Source organism: Streptomyces sp. NPDC029159 (genome assembly GCF_055564055.1).
Genome location: NZ_JBVHWT010000009.1, coordinates 28,449 through 39,324 on the forward strand (window position 1 = coordinate 28,449; position 10,876 = coordinate 39,324).

At 74.0% G+C, this 10,876-nt stretch carries 9 protein-coding genes and 1 riboswitch; of the genes, 3 read left to right on the forward strand and 6 right to left on the reverse strand.

From position 1 onward, the window contains the following. Positions 1–237 precede the first annotated feature (237 nt). Positions 238–1,647 carry a glycosyltransferase 87 family protein gene (locus ACZ4U4_RS18785; protein ID WP_467875307.1) on the forward strand — a complete coding sequence of 470 codons (1,410 nt, stop codon included), beginning with the start codon at positions 238–240 and terminating at the stop codon, positions 1,645–1,647. Here the strand turns inward: ACZ4U4_RS18785 and ACZ4U4_RS18790 are convergent. From ACZ4U4_RS18790 to ACZ4U4_RS18805, 4 genes are all read right to left on the reverse strand, one after another. Beyond that, entirely contained in the window at positions 1,628–3,109 is a 1,482-nt protein-coding gene (locus ACZ4U4_RS18790) for a hypothetical protein (protein ID WP_467875309.1), read from the reverse strand. The genes ACZ4U4_RS18785 and ACZ4U4_RS18790 overlap by 20 nt on opposite strands. Positions 3,110–3,256: 147 nt before the next feature. Then, positions 3,257–4,273 (reverse strand): C40 family peptidase, encoded by a 1,017-nt coding sequence (locus ACZ4U4_RS18795; protein ID WP_467875312.1) that lies wholly within the window; start codon positions 4,271–4,273, stop codon positions 3,257–3,259. Between the two features lie 304 nt (positions 4,274–4,577). Further along, positions 4,578–5,948, reverse strand: coding sequence for an NYN domain-containing protein (locus tag ACZ4U4_RS18800; protein WP_467875315.1), 1,371 nt, complete (start codon positions 5,946–5,948; stop codon positions 4,578–4,580). A gap of 19 nt (positions 5,949–5,967) precedes the next feature. Then, entirely contained in the window at positions 5,968–6,207 is a 240-nt protein-coding gene (locus tag ACZ4U4_RS18805; RefSeq protein WP_467875318.1) for a hypothetical protein, read from the reverse strand. A 195-nt stretch (positions 6,208–6,402) separates the two neighbouring features. On the opposite strand from ACZ4U4_RS18805, the gene ACZ4U4_RS18810 reads away from it, so the two are divergent. Then, on the forward strand, positions 6,403–7,194 hold the full coding sequence (locus tag ACZ4U4_RS18810; RefSeq protein WP_467875320.1) for a rhomboid family intramembrane serine protease: 792 nt from the start codon (positions 6,403–6,405) through the stop codon (positions 7,192–7,194). Next, entirely contained in the window at positions 7,191–7,472 is a 282-nt protein-coding gene (locus tag ACZ4U4_RS18815; RefSeq protein ID WP_345083345.1) for an Lrp/AsnC family transcriptional regulator, read from the forward strand. Before ACZ4U4_RS18810 ends, ACZ4U4_RS18815 begins: the two co-directional genes overlap by 4 nt. Before the next feature lie 551 nt (positions 7,473–8,023). On the opposite strand, the gene ACZ4U4_RS18820 is transcribed toward ACZ4U4_RS18815, so the two are convergent. Continuing rightward, the gene (locus tag ACZ4U4_RS18820; protein WP_467875324.1) at positions 8,024–9,346 is read right to left on the reverse strand and encodes an aminotransferase class V-fold PLP-dependent enzyme; all 1,323 of its coding nucleotides are present in this window, start codon (positions 9,344–9,346) and stop codon (positions 8,024–8,026) included. Between the two features lie 207 nt (positions 9,347–9,553). Continuing rightward, a riboswitch (SAM riboswitch) is annotated at positions 9,554–9,671 on the reverse strand. Positions 9,672–9,803: 132 nt separating this feature from the next. After that, the gene (trpD, locus tag ACZ4U4_RS18825) at positions 9,804–10,868 is read right to left on the reverse strand and encodes an anthranilate phosphoribosyltransferase (protein WP_467875327.1); all 1,065 of its coding nucleotides are present in this window, start codon (positions 10,866–10,868) and stop codon (positions 9,804–9,806) included. Between the last annotated feature and the right edge of the window lie 8 nt (positions 10,869–10,876).

The window sequence follows — 10,876 nt, forward strand, 5'->3', positions numbered from 1 at the left end:
TCCGGCCGACAGTACCGGGTCGTTCCCGGAGCGGCCCCGGGGGCGGCGCCGGTCCGGGACGCGCCGGGGCCGGGAGACGGGGTGCGGCGGACGGCGTCCGGCATCATGCCCCGGGGCGGGGCCGGGGCCCGCCGCCCGGGAGGCGCCGGACGGACCGGGCGCAGACCGCCCCGGCGCGACCGGTACGGCGCACGGCCCCGCGGGACGACCCGGCGAGAGACGGACAACGAGGTGACCATGGCTTCCCCGCACCCCGGCGGCGCCCGGCCCACGGCCCGGCCGTCCCCCGCCCCGGCCGTCCGCGACCGCCTCCCGGCGGAACGGATCCGGCCCGGCCGCCTCCCGACCGCCCGTCTCCAGCTCCTCTGCTGGGCGGTGACCCGCGCCGTCCTCCTCCTCTGCGTCCTGAAGGTGCTGGTGGTGCCGGGTCCGGACGTCACCAGCGATGTGGCGGTGATCTACCGGAACTGGGCGGAGGTGCTGCGCTCCGGCTCCTTCCCGGTCGGCGACGTCACCTGGCAGTACCCGCCGGGCGCCGCCCTCGCGATGCTCTCCCCCGGGCTGCTGCCGTTCCTCTCCTACCCGCACGCCTTCTCCGTGCTGCTGCTCGCCGCCGACGCCGCCGTCCTCGCGCTGCTCGTACGGACCGGGCGGCGGCCGGGCCACCGTCCGGCGGGCGCCTGGGTGTGGATCGCCGGGGTCGCGCTGCTCGGCCCGACCGGGTACGCCCGCTACGACCTGATGGTGACCGCCGTCGCGGTCGCCGCGCTCTGCGCCGGTGCCCGCCACCCGCGTCTGTCCGGGGCGCTGATCGCCGTCGGGGCGCTGCTGAAGGTGTGGCCGGTGCTGCTGCTGTGCGGGGCGCCGCTGCGCGGCCGCCGGGCGCGGGCGCTGTGGAGCGCCACCGCCGTCTGCGGTGCGGCACTGGCATTCGGCTGCGTCCTCGCCGCCCCGGGTGCGTTCGCCTTCCTCACCGCCCAGCGGGACCGCGGTACGGAGGTCGAGTCGCTCGGCGCGCTCGTCTTCCATGTGGCACGGCACTTCGGCTGGCCCGGCGAGGTGGTGCTGCGCTACGGCTCGCTGGAGTTCGTCGGCCCGCTGGTGCCGCAGGTCAGCGTGGTGGCGACGGTGCTGACGGCCGCTGCCCTCGGCTGGCTGCCGTGGTGGCGGCTGCGGGCCGGGCTCCGCTCCGCGCCCCGGCCCGCGGTGTGGTGCGACGCGGCGTTCACCGCGGTGCTGCTGGCCACCGTCACCAGCCGGGTCATCAGCCCGCAGTACCTGCTGTGGCCGGTGGGGCTCGGCGCGGTCTGCCTGACCGTCCGGGCGAGCCGGCAGACCCTGCCGGTGCTGCTGGTCCTGGCCGCGACGGGCCTGACCTGCTGGGAGTTCCCGCTCTGGTTCGACCATGTGGTGGCGAGCGACGCACCGGGCCTGACGCTCCTGCTGCTCCGCGACGCCCTGCTGGTCTGGGCCGCACTCCTCGCCGCCCGCAGGCTGTGGCGGATGACGGTGCCGAGAACGGCCGACGAGGCGGCGGAGCGTCCCGTACCGGAGGCGGCCCCGGACGCCGGCTCGGACGAGGCCGAGGACGGCGGCCCGTCCGCGCCGCCCGGCAGCCACTCCCCCGTCAGGTCAGCGCGGCCTTGAGATAGGCCCGCCACTTCTTGGTGAACTCACCCGCGCTCAGGCCGAGTTGGGACCGGAACGCGGTGTCGACACGGGCGTTGCGGACCGCCGTACGACGCTCGTCCACCGCCCCCGGCGCGGGCGCCGCCGGATGCCCGCCGACGACCCGCCGCCCGGCCCCGTCCGCGCCGCCGCCCCGGGAGTCGTCGCCCCCGGCCGACGCTCCGGCGGACGGCACACCGCTCGGCGCCCCACCCACGGCCCCCGACGACGGCGACTGTGCACCCGGCTGCGTCCCCGGCCCCGCGTGCCCCTCCCCCGTCGGGACGCCACCCGCCGCCCGGTAGAACGCGCGCAGCTTCGCCTCGCCCCAGGTGTCCGCGATCATCCGGCAGGCCAGCCAGCCCGACTCGTACGCCTTCGCCAGCCGGTCGGCGCCGCCGGTGAAGCCGAAGTCCGCGTCGGCGGGCAGCCGCTGCGGCGGATGCCCGGTGGCGACCGCCCGCGACAGCTCCGGCGCCGCCGCGGCCGCCGCATGGCGCCTGCCCCGGTACGCCACCCAGTCGGCGAACCCCTCGGAGAGCCACAGCGGGGTGTCGCCGGTGGTGGCCGTGCGGGTGGCGACATGGGTGATCTCGTGCGACAGCACCACCGCGCGGCCCACGTCGTTGAGGTCCGCGTACGCCTCCGGGTTGACGATCACCCGGTCGGCCGGGGCCTTCGCCTGCGCGCCCGCCTCACCGGTCGTCACCGCCGCGATGCCCGCGTACGCGGACGGGTCACCGCTGCCCAGCAGTTGGGCCATCCCGGCGACCGAACCCGGCGCCTCGATCACCACCTGACCGCTCCAGCGGCCCCGCCACGCGGCGGTGACGGCGGGCACCGCCGCGTCCGCCCGCCGCGCCAGATCCGCCAGCCGCCCGCGGTCCCCGGCATCCCCCAGCACCAGCGCGTGCCGCCCCCGCACGGCCGCCACCGCCCCCTGGTCCCACAGCTGACGGGTGCCGGCGTGCCCGGACGCGGTGCCCTCGTCGTCCGAGGCGATCCGCCAGCGCCCGGACGTGCGGGTCAGCGTCAGATACTGCACGGAGGTCACCGGCTCGGCGTCGAAGCCCTTGATCCGGTAGCGGAGTTCGACCTTGGCGGCCATCGTGTTCCCGCCGGACGCCAGCGGAAAGGCGTCGGTCGCGACGAGGTCGTAGCGCCAGCCGGTCAGCGGCAGCTCCTCGATCGCGCGGAAGGCGCGGCGCTGCCGGTCGCGGTAGCCGGGCCGCACCGGGTCGACGGAGGCGAGGAACGCGGCCTCGTCGTGCTGCCGCACCGCCCGGGCGCGGGCGTCCAGCATCCGCTGCACCTCGGGGAACCGGGTCCGCGGCGGCGGCTCTGCCGCACAGCCGGTCGCGGCGGCGAGCACCACGGTCAGCAGCACGGCGCTCCCCGCGGCCGTGGCCCGGGGCGGTCGCCGTACACCCTGACCTGCCATGCGGCCGATCGTAAGCCGGGGCGTACGGCGACGAAACCGCTGGGGGCCGCCCGGGCGGCACCGTACGCCGCCCCGCCGGCGACCTACGAGGTCACCGACGGGGCGGGAGGTGTGCGGCGCTGCCGCCGGGCGGGTGGGCCCGGAGCGTCAGACGCGGACGCCGTACTGGAACGGCATGTTGTTGATCGACTCGTAGCGGACCGCGGCGCCGGGCTTCGGCGCGTGCAGCACGGTGTTGTTGCCCGCGTAGAGACCGATGTGGTGCAGGTCGCCGTAGAAGAGCACCAGGTCGCCCGGCTTCAGCTCGCTCATGCCGATGCGGGTACCGGCACTGGCCTGCGCCTGCGAGGTGCGCGGCAGCGACTGGCCGGCCTGCTGGTACGCCCAGGAGGTCAGACCCGAGCAGTCGAAGGAGGACGGGCCGGTGGCGCCCCAGACGTAGGGCGAGCCGATCTTCGACTGGGCGGCGGCGAGGGCGGCGGCACCGCGCTGCGAGGCGGGGACGTCGTGGCCGAGGTCGACGCGGTCGTTGGAGCGGTTGGCGCGGTCCTCCTTGGCCTGGAGCGCCTCCTTCTCCTTGGCGGTGAGGGTGTTGAGCAGCTCCTGCGCCTTGGCGAGCTTGCCCTGGATCTCGTCCTTCTTCTCGCCGAGCGCCTTACGGGTCTCGGAGAGGTCCTTGATCTTGCCGGCGGCCTCCGCGCGCTCCTGCGCGAGACGGCGCTGCTTGTCCGCGATGACCTTGAGCTGGTCGGCCTGCTTGCCGCTCAGCTGGTCGAGGGTGGCGGCCTTCTCCAGATAGGTGTCCGGGTCACCCGAGAGGAACAGCTGGACGGAGGGGTCGATGCTGCCGCTGCGGTACTGGCCGGAGGCGACGGCGCCCAGGCCCTTGCGCAGCTCGTTCAGCTCGCCCTGGCCACGGGCCACCTTGTCCTGGAGGTCGGCGACCTCCTTCTGGAGCTTCTGCTGATCTTCCTTGGCGCCGTTGTACTTCTCGGTCGCCTGCTCCGCCTGCTCGTAGAGCTTGTCGACCTCGGACTTGACGTCCTTCTTCGACGGGGCGGCCTGCGCGGCCTGGGAGGAGAGGGCGACGGCCGCCGCTGCGGTCGCGGTGAGCACGGTCACACGAGTACGGCTCGGCTGCTTGGGTCGACGGTGGGACGCCACGGGGGCGAGCTCCTTCTTCCTTCAGCCGCCTACCGGGAAGTGGGGGGTGGTGACCCCGGCTCCGCGTGGACGCCGCGGACTCGGCGGTTCCTTCACTGTTCATCCCGGGTGGATGATCAACTGCATGAAGGTTCGAGGCCCGACCTTAGTAACCGAGTTGTGATCGCTTCAAATCCTCCCGGGTAAAAAACTCCGCGCCGAGGCCAGGTTTTACCAACATCACACGGGCTGTAGTGGGCACTTGACGGTCAGAGAGCGGGGAGCGGACAAATCGTCGAACCGTCACCCCCGGGCACGCCGTCCGTCAGACGCGGGCAAGTCGCTTGAGCAACAGGGCCGATGCCACCGGCCGCGCCCCGGCCTTCGCCACCCCGTCCGCCACTTCACGGTCGGTGGAGACCACCACCACCGGCCGCCCCGGCGGCTCCGCGCGCACCAGCTGCCGGATCAACTCGTCCGCCGTCACGCCCGGTTTGCTGAACAGCACCCGCACCCCGCGCGGCGGCGCGAGCAGCACCGGCGCCGCCAGCTCCGCACCGTCGAAGACACACGTCATCTCCGCGCCGGTCTGGGCGGCGAGCACCGCGAGGCCGCCCAGCAGCCGCAGCCGCTGCTTGTCCAGCGGCATCGTCGGATAACCGGTCTTGGTGACGTTGTAGCCGTCCACCACCAGATGGGCCTGCGGCAGCGCCAGCAACTGGTCGAGCAGGGCCGGATCGGTCTCCGACAGCGCGCGGGTGGCGATGTCCTTCGGCGTCATCCGGCCGGGCTCCACCGCCTCGACGGTGTCGGCGGGCCGCACCCCGGCGGGCGGCAGCGCCAGCTCCCGGCGGAGCCCCTGGGCCGCGTCCAGCACGGTGTCCAGCAGCAGCCGCACCCGCATGTCCTCGACGCTGCGGCCCTCCCGGGCGGCCCGGCGGCTGGTCTCCAGCGCCGCCTCGCTCTCCCCGATCCGCGCCTTGAGGCGGCGCAGCTCGCTGTCGGCCGCCGCCTTCTCGGACGCCGCCCGGGACCGCTCCGACTCCAGCTCCGCCTCCGCCTTGCGGACCGTCGCCGCGCCGCGCTTCACATCGCTGAGGGCGCTGCGCAGCTTCCGCTGGAGCGCGTCGTTCTCCTTGCGGGCGGCGTCCAGCTCGGCGCGCGCCCGGTCGGCGTCGGCGCGGGCGTCCGCCCGGGCCCGCGCCAGCTCCTCACGGAGCCGGGTCAGTTCGCGCTCGGCCTCCTCCTCCGCCCGCTCGGCGCGCGCCCGCTGCGCCTCCTCGCCCGCCGCGGCGACCAGCTTCGGCCAGCCGTCGGGGCGCAGCACGTACGCCGCCGCCGCGAGGTCCAGCGGATCGGCGGCGGCGGGCGCGGTGCCCCGCTCCAGCGCCTCGGCGACCTCCGGCTGCGCCTCGCGGACCTTCCCCGCGATGCGCTGCCGGAAGACGGCGTCGCTCTCCAGCGCGGCGGCCATCGCGTTCCCCGCGAACTTGGCGCGCCGCGAGGGCGTGAAACGGGCGTACTGCCGCAGCGACGGCGGGAGTTCGGACACCGTCAGGGCGCCGAACGCGTCCGCGGTGAGCGCCACGACACGGTGCCGGACGCCCTCGGGCAGCGGACGGTCGAGGGCCTCCTCGCCCCCGCCGCCGGACGCCGCCCCGCTCGCCCCCGGCTCCCCTGCTGGACGCTCCACCACGGTCTACTCGCCCCGACCCTCAGACGTCCGCGCCCGGACGGTCGACCAGTTCGATCTGGTCGACCGCGTTGCACCAGCGGCAGCGCACGGACTCGACGGCGTCGCTGAGCACCTCGCGCTCCTCGATCTTCGGCTCCCCGGCCAGATCGAGGTGGGTGTACTCGACCACCTTGGACGTGCGGGTCACGTCGAAGCGGGTGAGGTTGCCACAGAGCGTGCAGCGCCACCGGGTCCGGTCCGTCGGCAGGGGAACAGCCATCGTGATCGTCCTTCTTCCTACTCGTGCGGTGCGGGTGCTGCGGCCTCACGCGGTGCGCCGTCGGACTGCGGGAAGTACGCAAAGTACCGACCGTAACCCTACGGCCTGACGGCACGGCCGCGCGGGCACCGCCCAGGAGACGGGACGCGGCGAGGCAGTCCGCCCCGATCCCCCCCATTACGGCATGATCCCCTCATGACGGCGCCGCCCCTGCCTCCCCCACCGCCCGACGACGCCCGGCCCCGGCAGCCGGGCACCCCACCGGACGCCCGCCATCCGGACCGTCCCGCCCGCAGCACGTACTCCGTGACCAACCTCCTCATCGCCGTCTGCTGCGTCCTCTTCGTCCTCGGCCCCGCCTCCGGCCTCAACCCGCTCCACGGCACCGGCGACGCCCTCCTCCAGGCACAGTCCGCGTACTTCGCGCGCTGGGGCGTCATCCCCCGCGACCTGTGGGCCGGCCACCCGGCCGCCTGGCTCACCCCGCTCACCGCGCTCTTCGTCCACGGCAGCTGGCTGCACCTGCTCGGCAACGCCCTCTTCCTGCACGTCTTCGGCGGCATGACCGAAGCCCGCATGGGCCGCACCGCGTACACCGTCTTCTACCTCGTCACCGGCTACCTGGCACTCCTCGGCTACGCCGCCGCCCACGCCACCTCCGGCCAGACGCTGGTCGGCGCCTCCGGCTCCATCTCCGGCGTCCTGGGCGCGTTCCTCTACCTCTTCCCCCGCGCCCGCGTCACCAGCCTCTTCCCCTTCCTCTTCTTCCTCCCGCTGCGCTTCCCCGCCTGGGTGGTGCTGCTCTTCTGGTTCGCCCTCCAGTGGCTGGCCGCCCAACGCGACCCGGCGGGCCCCGGCGTCGCCTACCTCGCCCACGTCATCGGCTTCGCCCTCGGCTTCCTCTACGCATGGGCCCGCCACCGGCCCGCTACTGTGGAGGTCACCAGGGGGAATGCACCGGCGACCGAGGGAGAGAGCCAGCCGTGATCACGTCGATCGTGCTCATCAAGACCAGCGTGGACCAGATCCCGGAGATCGCCGAGCAGATCGCCGCGCTCGAAGGGGTCAGCGAGGTGTACTCCGTCACCGGCGCCCACGACCTCATCGCGATGGTCCGCGTGGCCGCCCACGACGACCTCGCCGACGTCATCCCCGGCCGCATCAGCAAGGTCCCCGGCGTCGCCTCCACCGAGACGCATATTGCGTTCCGCACGTATTCGCAGCATGACCTGGAGGCGGCGTTTGCCATCGGTTTGGATGCCTGACGCCTGCGGCGTGCGGTTCGCCGGTCGCCTGCGGCGGGCTGCGTAGTTCTTCGGCTCTCCCGCCGTGGGGGGTTTGCCTGCGGCGGGCTGCGTAGTTGTTCGGCTCGCCCGCCGTGGGGGTTGTTCGCCGTTGCGCCTGCGGCGGGCGTGGGTTGTCGGGAGCGGGGGCCCACCTGCGGACTCCGTCCTCCGGCGGGCCCCCTCCCGTGAGTGGGTGGTGAGAGGCCGGTGGGGGTGCGCCACCGTTGTCGACATTCCCTGTCAGTGGTCGATCCATGGGCGTGCCACCGTCGTCGTCCGCCCCCGACCACAGTCCGTACGAGCGGCCCCTCCCACTCAGGCACGCCGGACAGTCAAGGCCAGCCCCCACCGTCTTTTTCTTTCCCCACCCACCCACGGAAGGGGACGGACCGCAGGACGAAGTCCGGAGGTCCGGCACCGCAGCCGAAAAGCCTCGCGCAGCGACCACGCCCGCCGCAGGCGCAAACAAACGGACAGCGGGCAACGCACCGCACCCGGCACCGCGCAGCGGACGGGCACAACGCAGGCCGCTAGGCCACCAGCTCCCGGACCGCCCGGACAAAGCGGTCCACATGCTCGTCGGGCGTCCCGGCACCGAAGCTGACCCGCACCGCACCCAACGCGCTCCCGCCTGCCGCAGGCACAGGCGCAGGCGACCCGCACTCGGCGGGCTCGTCCCGAGCCCCGCCGAGCAGCGCACGGACCAGCGGGTGGGCGCAGAAGAGCCCGTCGCGGACGCCGATCCCGTACTCCGTGGACAGCGCCGCCGCGAGGCGGGAGCTGTCCCAGCCGTCGACGACGAAGGAGAGCACCCCGACGCGGTGGGCGTCGTCGCCGAAGAGGGACAGGACGCGGACGCCGGGGATCTCCGCGAGGCCGGTCCGGACGCGGGTGATGAGTTCCTGTTCGCGGGCGACGACCGCGTCGAAGCCCGCCTCGGTGAGCGCCCGGCACGCGGAGGCGATCGCGTAGGCGCCGATGACGTTGGGCGAACCGGCCTCGTGACGGGCGGCGGTCGTGTGCCAGGCGACGTCGACGCCGCCGTCGGGGCGGCGTGCGACGGTGCGGCTGGCACCGCCGCCGGCCAGGTACGGGTCGGCGTCCTGCAGCCAGTCGGCACGGCCGGCCAGCACCCCGGAGCCGAACGGCGCGTACAGCTTGTGGCCGGAGAACGCGACCCAGTCCACGTCGAGTTCGGCGAGGTGGACGGGCTGGTGCGGCACCAGCTGGGCGGCGTCCAGCACGATCCGCGCGCCGTGGGCGTGGGCCGCGGCGGCCAGCTCCTTGATCGGCCAGATCTCGCCGGTGACGTTGGAGGCGCCGGTCACACAGACCAAAGCCTGCCCGTGGGGCTCGCGGGCGGCGAGGGCCTTCTCCAGGGTGTCGACGGCCTGCCGGGGGGTGCGCGGTGCGTCGAGGTAGGTGACGTCGACGCCGTCGCGCTGCTCCCACGGCAGCAGCGCGGCGTGGTGCTCGGTCTCGAAGACGAAGACCCGGGTGGCCGGCGGCAGCGCGGCGGCCAGCAGGTTGAGGGAGTCGGTGGTGGAGCGCGTGAAGATCACCTGGTCGTCGTCGCGGCAGCCGAGGAAGTCGGCGACGGTGGCGCGGGCGTTCTCGAAGAGGTCGGTGGAGAGCTGCGAGAGGTAGCCGGCGCCGCGGTGCACGCTCCCGTAGTACGGGGCGTAGGCGGCCACGTCGTCCCAGACCCGCTGGAGCGCCGGGGCGCTCGCCGCGTAGTCCAGGGCGGCGTAGCCGATCTCGCCGCCGGTGGCCAGCGGCACCTGAACATCTCGCCCCAGAACGCTCAGTTCGTCACAGAGGGGGCGGTCGGTGGCAACGGTGGAGACAGACATGGCGAACTCCCGTGAGAGAAAGGCGAATTCACCGCGCGCGGGCAGGCGGAAGCGCGAAAGGGCGCGGCGGAATTCGGCAGGAAAAAGCAGCGGCGGAGCGCTGAATTGCTTCAGAAAGCGAAAAGCTGGAGAGGGGGCTTGTGCAGCCCTATCGCATTCGCTGGTTCACGGAAGTTCTCCCTCTGAGGACCAGGATCCCTGGCGAGGGATCCGCGCTTGCCGCAGACCTCGCTGCCTGCGGCCTGGTCATCACCCGGGGCACCCCGCCACGGAAGGAGGGTTGCCGGACAGCGGGCCGGGGCCTGTGTCGCTGTCACTCGTGACCTGCGCAGCATCATGCCATATGCACGGAACGGCGCAAGCCCGGTCCGGTTGTTGAGATCAACCGGACCGGAATTGCACGGAATTCCCGCAACGGCCGTACGGCGCTCGGGCGTTACCGGCCGCCGCCCGTCGCTCAGGCGTGACTGGCCGCCGCCCAGCGCTCCAGCGCCCGCTTGGCCGCGCCGGAGTCGATGGACTCCGCCGCCCGCTCCATACCGGCCCGGAGCTGCTCGGTCAGCGGCGCCGCGGTCGGCGCGAGCGCGGCGAGCGCCGCCGCCGAGTTCAGCAGCACCGCCTCCCGGACCGGGCCCTTCTCCCCGTCCAGCAGCCGCCGCGCCACCTCGGCGTTGTACGCCGCGTCGGCACCGCGCAGCGCCTCCACCGGGACCAGCGGGATGCCGACGTCCCGCGGGTCGAAGGTCTCCTCCCGCACCGCGCCGTCCCGCACGATCCACACCCGCGACGTCGCCGTCGTCGTCAGCTCGTCCAGCCCGTCGTCGCCGCGGAAGACCAGCGCGGACGAACCGCGCTCGGCGAGCACCCCGGCGAGGATCGGCGCCATCCGGGCGTCCGCGACGCCGGTCGCCTGCGCCTGCACCCGCGCCGGGTTGGTGAGCGGGCCCAGCACGTTGAACGTGGTCCGGATGCCGAGCTGACCGCGGGCGGTGGCGACGTGGCGCAGCGCCGGGTGGAAGGTGACCGCGAAGCAGAACGTGATGCCCGCCTCCTCGGCGACCTCCACGACCCGCCGCGGCGAGAGGTTCAGCCGGACGCCGAGCTTCTCCAGGACGTCGGAGGAGCCGCTCGCCGAGGACGCGGCACGGTTGCCGTGCTTGACGACCTTCGCGCCCGTACCGGCCACCACGATGGAGGACATCGTGGAGATGTTGACGGTCTTGGCGCCGTCGCCGCCGGTGCCCACGATGTCCACACCGGGGCCCGCCACCTCGATCAGCCGGGCGTGCGCATACATCGCGCGGACCAGCCCGGAGATCTCCGCGACGGTCTCGCCCTTGGCCCGCAGCGCCACCGCGAACCCGGCGATCTGCGCGTCGGTGGCCTCGCCCCGCATGATCCGGTCCATCGCCCAGGCGGTGTCGTCCGCGGCGAGGTCCCGGCCGTCGAGCAGGGCGTTCAGGACACCCGGCCAGGTGTGGGCCGCCACGCTGTCGCCGCCTGCCGGGGTCGCAACGTTCATGGTCCACA

Excerpts from the sequence above, each read along its gene's own strand:
- ACZ4U4_RS18810 (WP_467875320.1), top strand. The coding sequence starts at position 6,403 with ATGACGGCGCCGCCCCTGCCTCCCCCACCGCCCGACGACGCCCGGCCC.
- ACZ4U4_RS18820 (WP_467875324.1), bottom strand. The coding sequence starts at position 9,346 with ATGTCTGTCTCCACCGTTGCCACCGACCGCCCCCTCTGTGACGAACTG.
- trpD (WP_467875327.1), bottom strand. The coding sequence starts at position 10,868 with ATGAACGTTGCGACCCCGGCAGGCGGCGACAGCGTGGCGGCCCACACC.
- ACZ4U4_RS18790 (WP_467875309.1), bottom strand. The coding sequence starts at position 3,109 with ATGGCAGGTCAGGGTGTACGGCGACCGCCCCGGGCCACGGCCGCGGGG.
- ACZ4U4_RS18805 (WP_467875318.1), bottom strand. The coding sequence starts at position 6,207 with ATGGCTGTTCCCCTGCCGACGGACCGGACCCGGTGGCGCTGCACGCTC.
- ACZ4U4_RS18785 (WP_467875307.1), top strand. The coding sequence starts at position 238 with ATGGCTTCCCCGCACCCCGGCGGCGCCCGGCCCACGGCCCGGCCGTCC.